General features: G+C 43.2%; 18 protein-coding genes. 10 read left to right on the top strand and 8 right to left on the bottom strand.

The genetic code is table 11. The annotated features are described in order from the left end of the window. Nucleotides 1-10: 10 nt before the first annotated feature. The 4 genes from corC to AC5FX4_RS06895 all read left to right on the top strand — a co-directional run bounded on the left by corC (nucleotide 11) and on the right by AC5FX4_RS06895 (nucleotide 3505). Nucleotides 11-889 (top strand): CNNM family magnesium/cobalt transport protein CorC, encoded by an 879-nt coding sequence (gene corC, locus AC5FX4_RS06910; protein WP_493605729.1) that lies wholly within the window; start codon nucleotides 11-13, stop codon nucleotides 887-889. Beyond that, complete coding sequence (gene lnt / locus AC5FX4_RS06905; protein ID WP_493605728.1) at nucleotides 867-2444, top strand: apolipoprotein N-acyltransferase; 1578 nt, start codon at nucleotides 867-869, stop codon at nucleotides 2442-2444. The genes corC and lnt overlap by 23 nt, the downstream gene beginning before the upstream one ends. Before the next feature lie 291 nt (nucleotides 2445-2735). Further along, nucleotides 2736-2981 (top strand): hypothetical protein, encoded by a 246-nt coding sequence (locus AC5FX4_RS06900; protein WP_493605727.1) that lies wholly within the window; start codon nucleotides 2736-2738, stop codon nucleotides 2979-2981. Further along, nucleotides 2978-3505 (top strand): GNAT family N-acetyltransferase, encoded by a 528-nt coding sequence (locus tag AC5FX4_RS06895; protein WP_493605726.1) that lies wholly within the window; start codon nucleotides 2978-2980, stop codon nucleotides 3503-3505. The genes AC5FX4_RS06900 and AC5FX4_RS06895 overlap by 4 nt, the downstream gene beginning before the upstream one ends. Before the next feature lie 53 nt (nucleotides 3506-3558). Here AC5FX4_RS06895 and AC5FX4_RS06890 read toward each other — a convergent pair whose 3' ends face one another. Both AC5FX4_RS06890 and AC5FX4_RS06885 read right to left on the bottom strand, forming a co-directional pair. Continuing rightward, nucleotides 3559-3750 carry a helix-turn-helix transcriptional regulator gene (locus tag AC5FX4_RS06890; RefSeq protein WP_493605725.1) on the bottom strand — a complete coding sequence of 64 codons (192 nt, stop codon included), beginning with the start codon at nucleotides 3748-3750 and terminating at the stop codon, nucleotides 3559-3561. Between the two features lie 57 nt (nucleotides 3751-3807). Then, entirely contained in the window at nucleotides 3808-4161 is a 354-nt protein-coding gene (locus tag AC5FX4_RS06885) for a hypothetical protein (RefSeq protein WP_493605724.1), read from the bottom strand. 332 nt (nucleotides 4162-4493) lie between these two features. Here AC5FX4_RS06885 and AC5FX4_RS06880 point away from each other — a divergent pair, with 332 nt between their 5' ends. Next, nucleotides 4494-4862 (top strand): hypothetical protein, encoded by a 369-nt coding sequence (locus tag AC5FX4_RS06880; RefSeq protein ID WP_493605723.1) that lies wholly within the window; start codon nucleotides 4494-4496, stop codon nucleotides 4860-4862. Between the two features lie 35 nt (nucleotides 4863-4897). On the opposite strand, the gene AC5FX4_RS06875 is transcribed toward AC5FX4_RS06880, so the two are convergent. Together AC5FX4_RS06875 and AC5FX4_RS06870 are read right to left on the bottom strand one after the other, a co-directional pair. Next, nucleotides 4898-5644, bottom strand: a complete 747-nt coding sequence (locus AC5FX4_RS06875) for an SDR family oxidoreductase (protein ID WP_493607789.1) — start codon at nucleotides 5642-5644, stop codon at nucleotides 4898-4900. A 48-nt stretch (nucleotides 5645-5692) separates the two neighbouring features. Beyond that, on the bottom strand, nucleotides 5693-6229 hold the full coding sequence (locus AC5FX4_RS06870; RefSeq protein WP_493605722.1) for a hypothetical protein: 537 nt from the start codon (nucleotides 6227-6229) through the stop codon (nucleotides 5693-5695). 327 nt (nucleotides 6230-6556) lie between these two features. On the opposite strand from AC5FX4_RS06870, the gene AC5FX4_RS06865 reads away from it, so the two are divergent. Both AC5FX4_RS06865 and AC5FX4_RS06860 read left to right on the top strand, forming a co-directional pair. After that, nucleotides 6557-7747: a type III PLP-dependent enzyme gene (locus AC5FX4_RS06865; protein WP_493605721.1), complete on the top strand. Its 1191-nt coding sequence runs from the start codon at nucleotides 6557-6559 to the stop codon at nucleotides 7745-7747. A 174-nt stretch (nucleotides 7748-7921) separates the two neighbouring features. After that, nucleotides 7922-8092, top strand: coding sequence for a hypothetical protein (locus AC5FX4_RS06860; RefSeq protein WP_493605720.1), 171 nt, complete (start codon nucleotides 7922-7924; stop codon nucleotides 8090-8092). Between the two features lie 56 nt (nucleotides 8093-8148). On the opposite strand, the gene AC5FX4_RS06855 is transcribed toward AC5FX4_RS06860, so the two are convergent. The 4 genes from AC5FX4_RS06855 to AC5FX4_RS06840 all read right to left on the bottom strand — a co-directional run bounded on the left by AC5FX4_RS06855 (nucleotide 8149) and on the right by AC5FX4_RS06840 (nucleotide 13863). Continuing rightward, nucleotides 8149-8631 (bottom strand): FKBP-type peptidyl-prolyl cis-trans isomerase, encoded by a 483-nt coding sequence (locus tag AC5FX4_RS06855; RefSeq protein WP_493605719.1) that lies wholly within the window; start codon nucleotides 8629-8631, stop codon nucleotides 8149-8151. Then, entirely contained in the window at nucleotides 8631-11054 is a 2424-nt protein-coding gene (locus AC5FX4_RS06850) for a Lon protease family protein (protein WP_493605718.1), read from the bottom strand. Before AC5FX4_RS06850 ends, AC5FX4_RS06855 begins: the two co-directional genes overlap by 1 nt. A 45-nt stretch (nucleotides 11055-11099) precedes the next feature. Next, nucleotides 11100-11558, bottom strand: coding sequence for a zinc ribbon-containing protein (locus AC5FX4_RS06845; protein WP_493605717.1), 459 nt, complete (start codon nucleotides 11556-11558; stop codon nucleotides 11100-11102). A 169-nt stretch (nucleotides 11559-11727) separates the two neighbouring features. Further along, complete coding sequence (locus tag AC5FX4_RS06840) at nucleotides 11728-13863, bottom strand: TonB-dependent receptor (RefSeq protein WP_493605716.1); 2136 nt, start codon at nucleotides 13861-13863, stop codon at nucleotides 11728-11730. Between the two features lie 455 nt (nucleotides 13864-14318). On the opposite strand from AC5FX4_RS06840, the gene leuS reads away from it, so the two are divergent. Genes leuS through holA form a run of 3 tightly spaced genes read left to right on the top strand, consistent with a single transcriptional unit; the run spans nucleotide 14319 to nucleotide 18446 of the window. Next, a complete protein-coding gene (leuS, locus tag AC5FX4_RS06835) occupies nucleotides 14319-16907 on the top strand; it encodes a leucine--tRNA ligase (protein ID WP_493605715.1) in 2589 nt (862 codons plus the stop codon). A gap of 1 nt (nucleotide 16908) precedes the next feature. Continuing rightward, on the top strand, nucleotides 16909-17406 hold the full coding sequence (locus tag AC5FX4_RS06830) for an LPS-assembly lipoprotein LptE (protein WP_493605714.1): 498 nt from the start codon (nucleotides 16909-16911) through the stop codon (nucleotides 17404-17406). Continuing rightward, nucleotides 17406-18446, top strand: coding sequence for a DNA polymerase III subunit delta (gene holA / locus AC5FX4_RS06825; protein WP_493605713.1), 1041 nt, complete (start codon nucleotides 17406-17408; stop codon nucleotides 18444-18446). Before AC5FX4_RS06830 ends, holA begins: the two co-directional genes overlap by 1 nt. The last annotated feature ends 3 nt before the right edge of the window (nucleotides 18447-18449 follow it).

Here is an 18449-nt window from a genome sequence, read left to right as displayed (position 1 = left end):
AAACACGACAATGAGCGACGATAACTCGCAGAGTAGCCAGGGTTCTTCTGGCAAAACCTGGTTGGGACGCATCACACAGATGCTGCAAGGGGAACCCCAAAACAAAGAAGAGTTGGTAGAGGTCATTGCCGATGCGCAAGAAAGAGCGCTGATCGATCCTGAAACCAAAGACATGATGGAAGGCGTACTGGGCGTATCTGAACTCAAAGTACGAGATATCATGATCCCACGCTCACAAATGATAACGCTTGATGTAGATGAGTCATTAGAGCAACAATTACCGACCATGGTAGAGTCATCACACTCTCGTTTTCCAGTGATCTGCGAAGACAAAGACCATGTTGAAGGTATTTTACTGGCAAAAGACTTATTGCCCCTGATCTTAAATAAAGACGATAGCTTACCCGCGTTGCGCGATTATTTACGTCCAGCGATTGTTGTACCGGAAAGTAAACGCGTCGATGCTCTACTTAACGAATTTCGTCAAAAGCGCTATCACATGGCGATTGTTGTGGATGAATACGGTGGTGTGTCAGGCTTAGTCACCATTGAAGATATTCTCGAAATCATTGTGGGTGAAATTGAAGATGAGCACGATGATGATGAAGATCAGCATGATATTCGTCAATTAGCTAAGCATACCTACACGGTACAAGCGCTTACACCATTAGATGAGTTCAATGAATTCTTCAAAACCGGTTATGACACGCAAGAGGCTGATACCATTGGCGGCATTATTTTACATGCCTTTGGCCACATGCCTAGCCGTGGTGAAACCATTGATATTGAACCATTACAGTTTAAAGTGACGAACTCGGATAATCGTCGTATTATTCAGCTTCAAGTAACTGTACCTAAATCAGAAGATGGCGACGACGAAGCTGAGTAAACTCGCCCTTTTATGCAAAGATAGACGCGCATGGTTGGCTTTATTGTCAGGCTGTGCGCTTACTTTTGCCTACGCACCTTTTAACATCTGGCCGCTGGTATTTATTACCTTAATGTTGGCAAGTTATGTCACCGATACGCCTTCAATCAAACGAGCAGCCAAGTATGGTTTTATTTTTGGCTTTGGCTGGTTTGCACTAGGAATAAGCTGGGTACATGTCTCCATTGCTCAATTTGGTGGCTTACCCTTACCTATTTCATTGCTGTTAATGGCCCTACTGTGCGGTTACCTCGCGCTCTATCCGATGTTTGCCTTTATGCTGGCCAGCAAGTTTCAGCATAGTGCATGGCAGCGAACCGCTATGTTGGTGGTCGGGTTTGCCCTTTTTGAGTGGTTACGTGGCAAGCTATTGACTGGCTTCCCCTGGCTCAGTTTTGGTTATACGCTCACTGATAGCCCCTTAAATATTTTTGCCCCTATTATTGGTGAAGCGGGCCTTACATTATTGTGTGTGTTGGTAGGCGCAGCTCTGTACTACACAATGAAACTAAAAAGCGCCAAGCCTTTCTTACTCTTAACCATCCCATTCGCAGCGCTTTTGTCAACCAACATACTGATTGAAAAACCAAAACAGACTGGCCAACACATTTCAACATTGCTCGTGCAAGGAAATATTCAACAAAGCTTGCGCTGGGAGCCTGAACACTTTTGGCCAACCATGTCTAAGTACCGAGACATGACAAGACCACTTTGGCACGATGTGGACCTTGTCGTTTGGCCAGAAGCGGCAATCCCCGAAATAGAAGATTTTGCCACGCCGTTTTTAAATGACTTAGATAAAGCCGCGGCGTTCAACAACACCGCACTAATCACAGGCATTCCTGACTATCAACTCAATAGTAAAACGGTGTTTAATACCTTAATTGTGTTGGGTAAAAAGAACCGCGAAGACGCACAAGGGCATTATCAGTATTTGCATACCAACCGTTATCAAAAACACCAATTGCTGCCCATTGGTGAGTTTGTCCCCTTTGAAAATATTTTGCGTCCACTCGCCCCTTTATTCAATCTAGCCATGTCGTCGTTCACACGCGGCGAACGTGTTCAAGCTAATTTGATTGCCAATGGATTGCATATACTTCCCGCCATTTGTTACGAAATAGCATTTAGCGAACTTGTACGCGATAACTTTACTGAACACTCTGATATTTTGTTTACGGTGAGTAATGACGCATGGTTTGGAGATTCTCATGGTCCACATCAACACATGCAAATTGCCCGTATGCGTGCTTTAGAGCTACAACGCCCCTTGATCAGGGCAACCAATAATGGCATCACAGGTGTTTATGATCCCATTTCAGGGGAACAGCACGTATTACCTCAATTCGTTGCCGATACATTAAAAGTCGATGTTAATCTCATTCAAGGTTACAGTATTTATAGTCAATATGGACAATCGCCTATATGGGCTTTAGTTGCGCTATTACTGGTGCTTGTGGGCTTAGCGCAAAGCAAAGCTCGGCTGTTAAAACGTATTGAGCGAAACCTACTGTAGTGATTTAATAAACTGATACCGTGCATTACTTTAGTGCAGCAACCTCTGTATTATCCTATTTTTGGTGCAAATCTTCTCAAACAGACCAACAAACCAGAATTAACATTTTGAAAAGTAATAAATTTATTAGTTGGCACACTTCTTCCTTTAAATCTGTCACCCAGTAAATATTTCATCGGTGATCAGTATGTTTCACTTCTATCAAACTCTGTACATGTTATGGCATTTGGACATTAGCATTTGGCAAATTCATGATATTCAGCATCCAGTTAAAGTTGCGGGAGAAAAGCAATGAGAACGCTATCTTTACAACATCCGCTTATGTTAGAGGCGGTACATAAAGTACTAAGTGAGCAGTTTTCAATTTCAGATGCCGCAGAGCAATACGCGCTGCCTAAACGCAGTGTTTATCAAGCTGTTCGCTTGGCTAGTGCAAAACCTAAACAACAAACCAAACGATTAAAAGCGAGCAAACGGTTACTGGAGCAACACCTTTTGGATATCGAACATTCATTAAAAGGACTACAAACTATATGAACTCAGACACGTTCGAAGTTATTGAGCTAGAGAGCATCTCATCATTACATACATCGCTTATCGAGTTACTAGCACTGTGCGTGAACGATGGCGCCTCTTTAGGATTCTATGTTCCTGCTCAATATGAGCTTATCGCAAGTTTTTGGCACAATGTTGAAGCTCAGTTGCAAGCCAAACAGCGTCGTGTATTTGCGATTTTAAACAACCAACATGTTTTAGCTGCTGTGCAATTAGTACCTTGTCAAAAGCAAAATGGTCAGCACAGAGCTGAGATAGAAAAATTGATTGTGCATCCAAAAATGCAAAGAAGAGGCCTTGCACGAGCATTAATGTGCAACTTAGAAACGCACGCGAGACAACAAGGTTTATCACTGTTATTTTTGGATACCCAAACAGGCGATAAATCTGAATTTTTTTACCAAGCGCTCGGCTACCAAAAATCTGGCCAAATCCCCCATTTTGTGACCAATGGCGAAGGTGTTTTTAGTAGCACAAGCTATTATTACAAACAACTTACTACATAGTGCATTCGCTATTAATGTAATGCGCTGTCACGATACTCTAACTTATCGTTTGGTTAATAGCTAAGGCAGGTGAGTTCTTTACCAAACATTAAATAAACTTCGTAAGCTTGGGTGATACTAATGACCGTTTTGCCACTTTCAAAGTTGCTGATAGTGGCCTGATCGACTCCCAATAATGACCCAAGCTGTTTTTGCGTTAAGCCTCTTTCTTTTCTCAACGCGCGAATGCCTGTTTGTAACTCCAATTAAAATTTATCGACGAGTGCTTTTCTACGCTGTGTATTGTTTCTCATAACCGACTCCTACAACAGAAGCGAGTTGATCATGTGAATGGCCATGGGCAAAGGCATCACCCGCTGCGCTGCCACTTCTTGCGTAATGCCCTGTATCGCTTCATAGTCATCTAAAAAGAGCGCCAAATCAAACTGGCTACTGTTAGCACTTTTGATATGTACAAGCACGTAATAGCGTAAATTAAGCCCATCAAGCTGGCGTATAAAATCAATATCACGCGCACTAATCGTAGGCTTAAGGCATTGAGCAACCTTATTGGCAAACACATGTTTAATGTAAACACTTTGCTCTCCCTTTCTGTACACTAAAATATCATTAAATCCGCTAGCAGCCTGCACAGAAGCCTGAAGTCCATTTATCATATTTAATCCATCCATAGCCTTATCTCAAAATTATTACCTTGAGTTAACATTATGCGGACGCCTGTGTGGAAAAATCTCCCCACATCAAAAATTTAGTTAGATATTACTGAGGTAGACGTTTAAGCGCAGCAACTGCTTTAAGGAGAGTATGAAGTGTCACGTTTGAAATAAACGGTGGCTAAAAAGAAACAAGCGTGGCATGTTTCACAATTCACATTATTAATAGCGCTCCTGCATCATCACTTCCCTATTCTTTTTAATTATGGGGAGATTTTTCCACATCGAGATAGACACAATGTTAATAATGTAGAAGAAGCGTTAGCACAATAGATATGTCAACGATATCAATTTTAAAAAAAATACGAGTCTCGGCCATACAAGGCCATGGACTCAAGGATATTTGCAAATACACAAAAAACCGACGCAGCATTTACATCAAACACCTGTACATCCCCAACTTAACTCATTCTTTTAATCCAACGCTTAGTGCAGAAGAACACAGCTTAATGCATGCATTAGATTGCGAATCCGCGAATTGCTATGTGTTAGTTTATGTGCGAGCACAGCATTCAACACAAAAAGACAGCGCCGCACTCATCAGGTATACAGAATTACATGAAGGGCTACATAATCATGATGTAGACGCACGTCTGGGGAGCCTGCAACTAATCGCAAAGACAATTCAGACATTGCTATCGTAACGCTTGAATACAGTACTAATAAGAGGCTTGATCAGCTACTTACCACCAGCAAGATCGATAAAACTCCCGGTCACATAACTGGCTTCATTGCTAAGCAACCAAGCAATCGCGTTTGCAACTTCTGCGCTGGTACCACCGCGTTGCATAGGCAATAGCGAAGCTAAACGGTCAACACGTTCAGGCTCTCCACCATCGGCATGTATATCGGTATAAATACAGCCAGGCCTAACGCAATTAACACGAATTCCACTGCCTGCTAATTCGAGTGACAAACCCGTGGTAAACGAATCAATAGCGCCTTTAGAAGCTGCATAGTCAACATATTCATTCGCACCACCTAAACGAGATGCTGCTGACGACACATTAACAATGGCGCACTGCCGTGGGTCATAATGCGCTCTGAAATGCTTAATGGCTTCGCGAGCACATATAAAGTAAGGCGTCACATTTTGCATTAGAATGCTGTTGATACGCTCGGCCGTCATCTGTTCTACGCGCATTTGCGTTTGTAATACGCCCACATTGTTTACCAAATGGCTCACAGGTCCTAGTCTTTGTAGGATCTGATTAAAAAGGGAAACGACAGCGGCTTCATCACTGATATCAGCTTGAAACAACGCGCCTTCCCCACCCTGTTGTTGAATGTGTGCTAATACATGCTCAGCGGCTTGATAATCTTGTTTGTAGTTAATGGCAATTTTATAACCTTGCTCTGCCAACTTAAGCGCGGTTGCAGCTCCGATTCCTCGACTGCTTCCGGTTACCAACACAACTTTATTCAACATATTTCCTTAATCATTCACTGCTGAAAGTACGCATAACAATAACAGTTAAAATTGATACCTCAAACTTGCTGATACCGCCGCTTCATTTTCTTTGCTGTGTTTATTTTCCCCATAGCCTGCTACAAAGCGGAACTTCCACCCTGCATCTTGGTATCGTTGCGAAAATGAATAACCATAACTGGCACCAGCACCATACACACTGCCCCAATCAAACGCAGACGCTAACGATTTGCCAATCACACATCCCAACGTATCTGTTGCACCAGATTCATTCTCACAGTTCACTTCTGGCGAACCTTCACGAACCCCAACGGCGCCTAGTACCAGCCCTAACGAGTGTTTTTGATTGTCACTGATAACTCTTTCCCAACCAAGGGTCAAGCCAGCGTCAGGACCTTGTCCTGCACTCAAATAAAAGCCGCCTTGACTCGAGTAACTGCCAATCTCGGCATTTAAAAAGTAAGGAACCCCCGTTCCCAAAGCATATCTTATCGTGCTTCCTTCTTCGGCATTAACCTGTGTACTGACTAGATTTGAACATGCGCCAAACAATAAGCCCAACGTGATTAAACGTAAATTCATAAACATCCTTATAAAAAATTAACAGACCAATATAGGTACAAATATAGTAGCGTTTTATTGAGACTACAATCAATTAAAAATCTGTAAAATCAATAAGATTAAAAATTATTTAATATTAATTCTTGCACCATTAAAAAACACACCCTAATATCCATTTGCTTCTTGATGATAGCCAATCCGAGTACATCACACTGCGCGTGTGGCAAGGCGATAGAGCAACTATCCAAGAGTGACTTTGACTGCGTATTTACGCGCTTATTGACGCTCAGCTTTTCAACTTGATTGAAAATAGTTTGGAAAGTTTGTTTCTATTTATTGGAGGCTTTTATGGCTAACTCGGCGTTGGATTTTTCTGCTTTTTCACCTTCAGCTCTTAGCGCTGAACAAGTTCACCTTATCGAAACTTCAGTAGCGCAATTTGGTGCGCCACTACTTTTACTCGACTGTGACATTGTTCGTGAACAATACCGTGCACTTGCAAGTGCTTTACCTAATGTCACCTTACATTTTGCGCTAAAGCCACTTCCTCATGAAGCGGTGGTACGTACATTGTTAGCAGAAGGTGCCTGTTTTGACTTAGCCACCAGCGGTGAAGTGGATTTAGTTGCAAGCCAAGGTGTACCTGCAGATAAAACCATTCACACCCACCCAATTAAGCGCGATAAAGATATTCGTGATGCGCTTGATTACGGCTGCACTGTGTTTGTTGTGGATAATCTCAATGAATTAGACAAGTTTGTTGCCTACAAAGCGCAAGTTGAATTGTTAGTGCGTTTAAGCTTTCGTAACGCAGACGCATTTGCTGACTTATCGAAAAAGTTTGGCTGCAGCCCTGCGATGGCCATTGAAATTATTACTAAAGCACAGCAACTCGGCATTCGCATTAAAGGTTTATCATTTCACGTTGGCTCGCAAACCAGCAGCCCACAAAAATACGTGGATGCTATTTTTGCTTGTAAACACGTTATGGATGATGTGGTGACGCTTGGTTTACCTGCGCTCAGTACGCTGGATATTGGCGGTGGTTTCCCTGTCAGTTACACCAAACAGGTAGCGCCTATCGACGAGTTTTGTGCGCCCATCAACGATGCGCTGGCATTCCTGCCAGAAACGGTGCAAGTGTTGGCTGAACCAGGCCGCTATATTGTCGCCCCAGCGATGATGAGTGTGTCATCTGCCATGGGACAAGCTGAACGCGAAGGTAAAACTTGGTATTACTTGGATGATGGTATTTATGGCTCATTCAGTGGTTTAATGTTTGATGAAGCGAATTACCCGATTGTCACTCTCAATCAAAATGCAAAATGTTATGCGAGCGTCCTCGCGGGTCCAACCTGTGACAGTATTGATGTTGTTGCAGAAAACATCATGTTGCCTAAGCTGGTTAATGGCGACTTGATTGTGGCGCGCATGATGGGCGCATATACAAGCGCCACCGCAACCGACTTTAACTTCTTCAAACGCGCACAGACTGTGGTGCTCAATGAAGCATCTCTGACCGTGCAAAAGCTAGGTTAAGCTTTTTAAGGCAACGTATAACGCATATACGTTGCCAATTGTAATCAACAAGCTCAAGTTCCAAACAAGCTAAAGCACAGCCTCTAAGGTTGAAATATTTCGCACATAAACTTTACACAAGTACCCATTTTATGTAATTTGAATAGGAAATTTATTACAAAAAGGAAACTTATAATGAAAGTACTATTAAAAAAGAAAATGCTAAAGCGTCTTGTGAACAATGATAAGAAATTAGATCAGCGCGCAACACCATTGGTAGGTGGCGGTAATGGTACTTGTCGCGAAAATGGCACAGTGGCAGCTCAGCCACATGACACAATTTCAGATGTAGGAATTACATTTTAATAGCCAATTACAACACCAAAAAGCCTGAAGATACCCTCAGGCTTTTGCAACTGTCGTTAAGACTCAATCGCCAATAACTCTACCTCAAAAATTAGTAACGATCCTGGCTCAATTTTGCCCGCAGCTCTGTCGCCATAACCTAAATCTGGCCCGATGAAAAAGTGGAACTTATCCCCTTCTTTCATTAACTGCACCCCTTCTGTCCAACCTTGGATCACTTGGTTTAAACCAAAACTAATTGGGCTATCACGCAATACTGAGCTGTCAAACACACTGCCATCAAGTAAGGTGCCGTGGTAATGCACTTTTACTTTACTGGTTGCTGTTGGGTGGGCCTCTCCACTACCGCTTTGCAAGACTTCATACTGCAAACCTGAGGCCGTAGTTTGAATACCTTCTTTTGTGGCGTTTTGTGCTAAAAAGTCCTGTGCCGCATTACGATTAAACTGTGCTGATTGTTTTTGCGTTTTAGACTGCTTATACACCAGCCCAGCTAACACCAAAATCACCACTAATAAAATGATATTTGTCGTCGACATTATTCACCTTTTTGTTTTTCGTTGTCTTTATCGTCTTCTTTGTCTTCCCCATTAACCACATTGGCAATATGGGCCAATCGCTCCAGTGCAAGCGCGTTAATGCTACCTTCAGGGTACTCGCCCTCTTTGAGCTGCCCTGCTGGCTTATCCATCAGCAACGTGAGTGCTTCATCAACGCTTTCAACCGCATAAATATTAAATTTGCCATTAGCAACCGCGGCGACAATTTCATCATCCAAAACTAAATTTACTCTGTTTGAATTAGGAATGATCACTCCTTGCTCACCCGTTAAACCACGCATTTTGCACAATTTAAAGAAGCCTTCAATTTTCTCATTCACACCACCAATAGCTTGTACTTCACCATGTTGGTTGATTGAACCTGTTAACGCCAAAGACTGGTTAATAGGTAGTTGAGTAATGGCGGATATGAGACCACACAATTCGGCCAATGAGGCACTATCACCATCGATATAACCATAGCTTTGCTCAATAGCGATATTAGCACTCAAAGTCAGCGCAAAGTTTTGCGCGTATTTATTACCAAGATAACCGGTTAGTAGCATTACCCCTTTTGAGTGAATGGATTTACCCAGCTCAGCTTCACGCTCAACGTCAATCACGCCATCAGCCCCTGCGTACACAGTTGCCGTAATACGTGCTGGCGTACCAAAAGCCGTATCACCGATATGCAGGACGGTTAGGCCATTAACCTTACCCACCGCTTTACCATCAGTGGCTATCAAGGTATGGCCTTCTTGAATATCACTGAGCATATTTTCGCTTAACTGACCTGTGCGATACTGCTTACCGGCGATGGCTTCATCTATATGTTCGGCTTCGATTTGACTGACTTCGTCCTGTTTTGCGTAAAAACTGGCTTCTGCCACTAATTCCAAAACATCCGCAAAGCGTGCTGACAACTTAGTATGATGCTCTGCTTGGCGATAACTAAATTTAAGTAAACGAGCGAAAGCTTCAGCACTGAGCGTACAGTTGAGCGTTTGCTGTGCATACTCTTGCACCTTAGTGACAAATTGGTACTGCATTTTGTCAGAACTTGGCAAGTAATAATCGAAATCAGCCAATACTCTAAACAACTCGCCAAACTCTTCATCGTATTCACCAATGGTGTAATACAAATCACGAGAGCCTAACAAAATGATTTTCACATCCAACGGGATAAGCTGTGGTTTTAGAGTAAAACTGCTGCCCACCGAGTTATCTTGGTACGGTAGGTCATTTTTAATTTGATGCGTTTTAAGCGACAACTTAAGACCATCCCACACTTGTGGATTGGCCAGTACCTTTTCAGCATCCATGATTAAGTAACCGCCATTTGCACGATGCAATGCGCCCGCTTGGATTGAACGGTAACTAGTGATCAGTGTGCCTTGCGATGTGGCATATTCCACCTTGCCAAAAATATTGCCAAAGGTTGGATTTGGCTCATACACCACAGGTGCTGGATCATCGTCTTTATATTCCACCAAAATATTGGGGGCAAAAAAGTCACTCAACATACCTTTGGCATCAAAGTCATCTTTGCTGTCTTCGCTGTTCACATCGTCATCGAGCCATTCAAGTACAGCGTCGACAATTTCTGTGCGTAGATCTTTGAGATAACGCACAACACCAATGTGGCTCGAGTATTTATGCTCTAAGGTTTTAAGTAATGGCTTGGTGGCCATTTCCACCGTCGATTTTTTCAGGTTACGTAGCTTTTCCGACGATTCTCGTTTCCATCGAGGCAACTCTAAAAGTGCTTCAATGAGCGCATCTTCTAGTTGCTCAATGGCGTTAATAAAATGCGCCTGCAAATGTTCATCTAACGCCGCAAATTCATTGTCATCCAACTGTTTACCGTTCACCACGGGAGCAAAACCAACGAGGTTATTTTCTTCAAGCAACGCAACGCTCTTCTCCGCCGCTAATTGCTCTACCGCAGTTAATGCAGCGTTGTACTTGTTGTCAAAATCGCGATCAATAGACTTTTTCTTGCGCTGGTAACCTGGGTTATCAAATGCAGCTGGAAAGGTGTCAGCCACTTCATCTAAAAACTCATCAATATCATCAGCCAGCTCTTTGCTTTGTCCAGCTTGCATAAACATCGCGATTGGTTCACGGTGGTCATCGTAATTGTTCACGTACAACCATTCTTTAGGCGTAGGACGCGTTTTACTATGTGCTTCCAGTTTATCTTTCACCATGGTAAATCGGCCCAGTGCCGCTTCACCCATAACAAACACGTTGTAACCCGGCAGCTCCATGCCCAGCGCAAAATCTAACGCGCTTTGCGCTCGTTGTTGACCAATGAATGGCAGCGCTTCTGGATAGGGGTTATGCATGCAAGATTGAACATGAGTAATGGAAACCGAAGGGGCTAGCGCCTCGGTAGGTAATGGCGATGTTTTTTTGGTCATTCCTAACTTCTTATTTCTAAACACTAACGCTTTATTGGTTAGGTTTTATGGAGATAATGCCTTACGCACGAATTCACCGTGACCACACTCGGAGCAGGGCATAATTTCACTGGCGTAAAATACATCTGTTTTATTGCCACAATTTTTACATACTAATTGGCCCATGGCTATCCATTCTCCCTGCTTGTACGTGCCTCGGTGCTCAAAATCCTGTAATAAGGCATGCCACTCTAGTTGAGTTCTATCTTCTAGCTGTGCTAATTCGTACAACATGCTGGCTTTAAATTCGTTCCATGCCAGATCATCATAATGTTGGTAATTGTCTTTAAGGTGGGCTAAATCTCTTTTTAAGTAACGCTTGTAAGCCGCTAACTTCTCTTGAGATAAATTTTTGAGCGCTTGTTGATGTGCAATAAATTTTTCAACCAGATCATCGATTTCATGTTTTTTAACGTCTTTTAGCCAATCAGTGAATTGACCAAGCCACTTCTGATAATCTGCCATTTCTACACTCCTCATCTCCTGTAACTATTAGTAAGTGTAGACTAGTTATATTATTCAATGTATTGAGGTTTGCTGAACTCGTCCTGCAAACCTCAATTTATTCGCAGCCAATGTAAATAAAGAAGATTACAATTCGCTCTTCAAAATTTATCTACCACCGTGAAACTAATTAAAAGCGATACTTCATACCCAGTGTCACGGTTGTTCCTAGGCCTTTAATATTGTAGCCACCGTAAGTGTATGATTGCGCGCGCGCGGGAAAGTAATCGCTATTGAGTAAGTTCTCAATGCCAACATACCCCTGCCAATGCTGAGAAAACTGGTACTGACCACTCACATTGAGCACATTATAGCGATGCACTGGCGCTTGGTCGCCGATGTATAAGCCCTTTTCATTCACACTGAATCGCTTGCGATCACCCACATGCAACCAACTTAATGCCATTGATAACGCATCACTTGGTTGCCAATTAAGGTTCGCGGTCAATTTTGGAGGACTAATTTGTCGAGAGCCTAAGTACACATCCGCTTCGGTATTTTTGCCTTCTACGTAACTGTATGTCGCCAACAACTTCAGTGTATTGCTAATTTTATAGTCAACAAGCGCTTCATAGCCCCACATTCGCTGCGGAGCACGCACAGGTTCATAGACACCCGTCGTTTCATTAAACTTATTCGTGGTGCCTAGTTCTGAAGTACTGCGATAAACTGCAAACTCAAAACGCAGCTTATCTAGTTGTGAATTAAAACCCGCTTCATAGTTATCGATAATAGATGCTTCAGTCTGAATGAGACCAATATCTTCGACTGTTGCACTGCGTAACAAACGGCCAATGTCAGCAATATCAGACCCTTGTGAATAACTGAAAAACGGGCTGAATTTCTCATTTGCATTGTATTTAATACCGACGTTATATGTCGTCGCATCATAATCAATGGTATCGCCTTTTACACTAAACGGTACTGAACACACATCCACAGAGCGACAAAGCTTTAAGGTGCGATAGTCGGCAACGCCAAGGTCGATACTTTCTTGCCTTAACCCTGCTTTTAAGACGAGACCATCCGCAATAATCCATTTGCTTTGTAAGTAACCTGCAATGCTTTGCATATCCATCTCAGGCACCCAAATACGGCCATCAGCCAAAGGTTGTGAGGTCACATCATTGAGCGCATCAACACCGTAAATCAACGTCGCTTGCACATTGTCAAAGTCGATTTGTGTGTTAAATGTGGCTCGAGCCCCTTTTTTCTCTGATCTGATTATGGATTGGCCACCCGTATAACCTTCATCTAAATTGGCAAGACTGGGTGAATAAAAAAATACATTTTCGATGTCTTGGGCATACGCATCGAGTGTCAGTTGGGTATTTTTGAAAATGGCGTGATCGGTATATTTTAAGGTAAAGTTCTCGTTTCCATCTGGACCCTGTGGTTTACCTCGCTTTTGCAATTCAGCTGGCATGTGAATAGCGTATGACTTCTCTCCAGAATTAATGTCTCCAAATACGTCGCCTAAATCCGTTTTTTGCTGTGAACTATAGAAGTTATAACTAAACTGCAGCTGCTTATTTTCGTCAAACTCATAACCAAGCTTGGTAAAATAGTTTTCTGTGACGGTATCTGATAAGCCGTATTGTAAGCCTAAAATATCGCCCTCGGCGTCACGCTGAACCCCATTTTCTTCATAGCTGGCTGTGACGAGATAACTAAGTTGGTCGATGCGACCTGTCACAGCACCAGCAACACGCGTTCCGGCACTTTCTGCGAGTTTTACAGCACTAAAACGGCTAGATAGACTAACTTCACCCTCAGTTTTTCCATCACTCGCTGCTTGTTTCGTGATGTAGTTAATAATACCACCAGATGCACCATTGCCATAAATCGAGGTTGCGCCTTTGATCACTTCAATACGCGCAATCGCACTCGGATCGAGTGTTTTTATTCCTAATGAACCATTACGCAACGGCGTAGACTGAGGAACCCCATCAATCATAACCAGCGGAGCACGGCCTCGCAGTGATTGCCCCGTATTACTTGAGCTACCTGTGTCTGGTGCCAAGCCTGGCACTATTTGCGACAACAAGCTTTGCAGCTCTGGATTCACCTTTAAGTGTTCTTCGATTTGTTTTTGATTGATAACAGTAATTGACGCGGGCACTTCATCAATGCTTTCAAATACTCGACTTCCAGAAACAACGATGCGTTCAACGTCCAAGACCTGTGATTTTTTAATGCTTGTTTCATCTGCTATGGCTGCTGTACTAACAGACAACGCAATCATACTGAGCGTAGTTTTTAACATGGGTATCCTTGCTGGATTTAGAATAATAGACAACATAAAAACAGCGGCATTGTATGGCCGATTGAACCAAACATCAACACAAATACGAATCAATCTCACTAACATTAACAAAAACATCTCATTCTTTGTCTTGCTTCATGCAACTATAAATCGGGGCAAATACGCAGTTCAGATAAGGTTACTGATGAATATTTAAAGTTTCAGCTGTGTGCTCATTAAGCGGTCTTCCGGTCTTTTGCTTTTCTGTTAGAACGAATAAGTTTTGCAGTCACAACATCAAATTTCGGACAAATTAAGTGCCCATTACCCTACCCTCATGCTAGCTAACATAAGCCAGCAGCTTAATTACCCAAATCGACTAAAATAATTCCGCTTCAGGTGCTGTGATTGCTGGCTAAATTCGGGTATGCTATCGGGCAATTTTCTATCAATTTGCAAGAAGTCTGGAAACGTAGATGCAAGAGCAATATAACCCGCAAGACATTGAGTCAAAAGTCCAACAATATTGGGAAGAGAACAAGACATTTAAAGTCGTCGAAGACGAGAGTAAAGAGAAGTACTACTGTCTCTCTATGTTCCCATATCCAAGTGGTCGTCTGCACATGGGTCACGTTCGTAACTACACCATTGGTGATGTGGTATCACGCTTCCAACGTTTGCAAGGCAAAAACGTAATGCAACCAATGGGTTGGGATGCTTTTGGCCTACCAGCAGAGAATGCCGCAATTAAAAACAACACTGCGCCTGCTAAATGGACCTATGAAAACATCGATTACATGCGTAACCAATTAAAGCAATTGGGCTTTGGTTATGACTGGGACCGTGAAATTGCCACCTGCCACCCTGAATACTACAAGTGGGAACAATGGTTCTTCACTAAGCTATACGAAAAAGGCTTAGTGTACAAAAAAATGTCTACGGTAAACTGGGACCCAGTTGATCAAACCGTCCTTGCCAACGAGCAGGTTATTGACGGCCGTGGTTGGCGCTCAGGTGCTATCGTTGAGCAAAAAGAAATTCCACAATGGTTCATTAAAATCACTGACTACGCGCAAGAGCTACTTGATGACTTAGATAAGTTAGACGATTGGCCTGAGCAAGTTAAAACCATGCAGCGTAACTGGATTGGTCGCTCTGAAGGTTTAGAAATTGACTTCAAACGTGCTGATAACGGCGAAACCTTCACGGTTTACACTACTCGTCCTGATACGTTTATGGGTGTGACTTACGTAGGTATCGCTGCGGGTCACCCAATTGCCCAAGAAGCGGCTAAGAAAAGTGACGCCATCGCTAAGTTTGTTGAAGAGTGCAAAAACACCAAGGTTGCAGAAGCAGACATGGCAACCATGGAGAAAAAAGGCATTGCGACTGGTTTAACTGCGATTCACCCACTAACGGGCAAAGAAGTCCCTATCTGGATTGCAAACTTTGTATTGATGGATTACGGCTCTGGTGCCGTGATGGCAGTACCAGGTCATGATCAACGTGACTTTGAATTCGCCACGGCCTACGGTCTTGAAATCAAGCAAGTAATTGCACCTGAAGCAGGCTCAGATCTGGTTGCTGATTTAGGCAAAGAAGCATTCACAGAAAAAGGCGTGCTAATCAACTCTGGTGAGTTTGACGGCCTAGATTTTGAAGGTGCATTTAACGCCATTGCTGACAAACTAGAAGCGCAAAATGCGGGTAAGCGAAAAGTAAACTTCCGTTTGCGTGACTGGGGTGTAAGCCGTCAGCGTTACTGGGGTTCGCCAATTCCAATGTTAAGCGATGAAAATGGCCAAGAACTTGCTGCCACTGAAGATATGTTGCCTGTACGTCTTCCTGAAGACGTGGTTATGAACGGGGTTACATCACCTATCAAAGCAGACCCTGAGTGGGCGAAAACAACCGTCAATGGTCAGCCTGCTTTCCATGAAACTGATACGTTTGATACCTTCATGGAATCATCTTGGTACTACGCGCGTTATTGCAGCCCTCGTTACGATGAAGGCATGTTAGAGCCGGGCGCAGCAAACTACTGGCTACCTGTAAACCAGTACATTGGTGGTATTGAGCACGCTATCTTGCACTTATTGTACTCACGTTTCTTCCACAAATTATTACGTGACTTTGGCTTAGTAAACTCTGATGAGCCATTTGAGCGCTTACTGTGTCAAGGCATGGTATTAGCCGATACTTTCTATCGTAAAGACGAAAAAGGCGGCGATATCTGGATCTCGCCAACAGACGTACAAACTGAAACAGATGACAAAGGCCGTGTTACTAAAGCGTGGCATAAAGAAGACGGTCAACCGGTGTTCTCTTCGGGCATGAGTAAAATGTCTAAGTCTAAGAATAACGGCATCGACCCGCAAACGGTGATTAAACAGTACGGTGCTGACACCGTTCGTTTATTCATGATGTTTACTGCCCCACCAGAGCAAACGCTTGAATGGTCAGATTCAGGCGTTGAAGGTGCACACCGTTTCCTAAAACGTGTTTGGAAATACGCTGTAGATGTGAACGCTGCTGGCAAGGCTGAGCTAAATATGTCAGCACTTAATAGCAACCAAAAAGCATTGCGCCGTGAAATTCACAAAACAATTGCGAAAGTAACGGACGATTTATCACGTCGTCAAACGTTCAACACCGCCATTGCCGCGATCATGGAGCTATCAAACAAGTTAGCCAAAGCACCGCTTAGCAACGAGCAAGATATTGCTTTAGCCAATGAAGCGCTTAACGCAATGATTATTATGCTTGCGCCAATCACGCCGCATATGTGTCATGAACTTTGGGCTCAATTGGGCAACAACAGCGATATTCTTGACGCTGCGTGGCCTGTCGTTGATGAAGCTGCGTTAGTAGAAGACGAAAAACTCATCATTGTACAAGTGAACGGTAAGCTTCGTGCTAAGTTAACGGTTGCTGCGGATGCTAGCCAAGAGCAAGTTGAAGCGCTCGCGTTTGCTGATGAAAATGTCACTAAGTTCACTGACGATAAAACAATTCGTAAAGTGATCTACGTGCCAGGCAAACTACTTAACGTGGTAGCAAACTAAGATGCGCTTAGCTGCTTTTATCAAACACGGATTAGCGCTTGCGCTAGTCTGTGTTTTGTTATCAAGCTGTGGCTTTCATTTAAAGAAAGCCTCGTATTTATCTGAAGATTTACGCACGCTGGTATTGAGTGCCGATGATGATCGAGCAGCACTGTATGCGCTTTTAGAAAACGACCTAAAAAATGCAAAGGTGACCTTGGTTGAACCAAATACATCAAGCAAGGTCGTGCAATTGCACTTATATCGCGATTCACTTGAAAGACAGACATTGAGCTTGTTTAGAAATGGCCAAGTCGCACAATATCAGCTCACTTATAGCGTGTCTTATCGAGTCACAAAACGAGGCCAAGAGCCTGTTGAGCAAAGCTTTGAACTGTATCGCAACTATCAAGATGACCCTGATAATGCACTTGCTAAAAGCAAAGAGCTTGAAATGCTACTGGGTGAATTACGCCAACTAGCCAGCAAACGCATCATCCGAGAGCTATCACAACTGTAATGCGCTGCTACGCCAATCAACTAAAAGCACAACTTAAGCAATCACTTGCGCCTTTTTACTTGGTGTTCGGTGAAGAGCCGTACCAAGAAGCTAACTGTGTTTTAGACATCAAACTCAGTGCAAAACGTCAGGGCTTTGATGAGGTCATTAAATTTACACTTCTACCTGGCTTTGACTGGCAAGAATTGGTTGCCCAGTACAACAGCATGTCATTGTTCAGCACACGAACGCTGATTGAGCTCGATCTCAATCAACAGAAACCGGGTACACAAGGTAGCCAAGTCTTAAAATCTCTGACCGAACAAACCAATCCTGACGTGATACTCATCGTTAAAGGACAAAAAGCGGGGCTAGACGTTCAGCGTGCAGCTTGGTTTAAAGCACTCGACGCACAAGGCGTCTTCATTCCTTGCTACCCTCTTACGGGTAACCATTTGCAACGCTGGTTTGATGAACAATGCGCCGCACTGAAGCTGAATATCGACCAAGATGCTAAACGTAGCCTATTGGCCGCCACAGAAGGCAACCTGCTTGCCACAAATCAAGAGCTTGAAAAGCTATCGCTACTCTATAAGTCGGAACCCATAGATCAAACAAAGGTACTTACCGGTTTATTAAATCAAGCGAAGTTTGACATTTTTGACTTAATCGATGCGTTGCTCGTAGGTAATACAAAAAAAATCATCAAGGTGATGCTCAAATTGGCGGATGACAATGTGGAAGCCACCAGCATCGTATGGGCGCTAAACAAAGAAGCTCAAACACTTCTTGCGCTTAAACAAGGCATGCAACAAGGTAATACTTTGCCACAACTGTTCAAACAACATGGTGTTTGGAAAAATCAACAAGGTGCGACAACGCAAGCATTGGATCGCCTCACAATCAAACATATTGAACACATTATTGGCTTATTGGCTGAGTTTGACCGTGCATACAAACGAGCAACGATGGTAGCTCCCTATCAAGCATTGGCGCATATCGCGTTGGCCTTTTGCCAACATGTGCCTTTCGATTTACCTTATCAACACTCGAGTCATTAAATT

The organism is Pseudoalteromonas sp. ATL1 (assembly GCF_058933015.1).
The sequence above is the reverse complement of the archived record's forward strand: the minus strand, read 5'-3'. Positions and strand labels throughout refer to the sequence as shown.

Excerpts from the sequence above, each read along its gene's own strand:
- AC5FX4_RS06855 (WP_493605719.1), bottom strand. The coding sequence starts at position 8,631 with ATGTCGACGACAAATATCATTTTATTAGTGGTGATTTTGGTGTTAGCT.
- AC5FX4_RS06865 (WP_493605721.1), top strand. The coding sequence starts at position 6,557 with ATGGCTAACTCGGCGTTGGATTTTTCTGCTTTTTCACCTTCAGCTCTT.
- AC5FX4_RS06870 (WP_493605722.1), bottom strand. The coding sequence starts at position 6,229 with ATGAATTTACGTTTAATCACGTTGGGCTTATTGTTTGGCGCATGTTCA.
- holA (WP_493605713.1), top strand. The coding sequence starts at position 17,406 with ATGCGCTGCTACGCCAATCAACTAAAAGCACAACTTAAGCAATCACTT.
- leuS (WP_493605715.1), top strand. The coding sequence starts at position 14,319 with ATGCAAGAGCAATATAACCCGCAAGACATTGAGTCAAAAGTCCAACAA.
- AC5FX4_RS06845 (WP_493605717.1), bottom strand. The coding sequence starts at position 11,558 with ATGGCAGATTATCAGAAGTGGCTTGGTCAATTCACTGATTGGCTAAAA.
- corC (WP_493605729.1), top strand. The coding sequence starts at position 11 with ATGAGCGACGATAACTCGCAGAGTAGCCAGGGTTCTTCTGGCAAAACC.
- AC5FX4_RS06885 (WP_493605724.1), bottom strand. The coding sequence starts at position 4,161 with ATGATAAATGGACTTCAGGCTTCTGTGCAGGCTGCTAGCGGATTTAAT.
- AC5FX4_RS06830 (WP_493605714.1), top strand. The coding sequence starts at position 16,909 with ATGCGCTTAGCTGCTTTTATCAAACACGGATTAGCGCTTGCGCTAGTC.
- AC5FX4_RS06900 (WP_493605727.1), top strand. The coding sequence starts at position 2,736 with ATGAGAACGCTATCTTTACAACATCCGCTTATGTTAGAGGCGGTACAT.
- AC5FX4_RS06880 (WP_493605723.1), top strand. The coding sequence starts at position 4,494 with ATGTCAACGATATCAATTTTAAAAAAAATACGAGTCTCGGCCATACAA.
- lnt (WP_493605728.1), top strand. The coding sequence starts at position 867 with ATGGCGACGACGAAGCTGAGTAAACTCGCCCTTTTATGCAAAGATAGA.
- AC5FX4_RS06840 (WP_493605716.1), bottom strand. The coding sequence starts at position 13,863 with ATGTTAAAAACTACGCTCAGTATGATTGCGTTGTCTGTTAGTACAGCA.
- AC5FX4_RS06860 (WP_493605720.1), top strand. The coding sequence starts at position 7,922 with ATGAAAGTACTATTAAAAAAGAAAATGCTAAAGCGTCTTGTGAACAAT.
- AC5FX4_RS06850 (WP_493605718.1), bottom strand. The coding sequence starts at position 11,054 with ATGACCAAAAAAACATCGCCATTACCTACCGAGGCGCTAGCCCCTTCG.
- AC5FX4_RS06895 (WP_493605726.1), top strand. The coding sequence starts at position 2,978 with ATGAACTCAGACACGTTCGAAGTTATTGAGCTAGAGAGCATCTCATCA.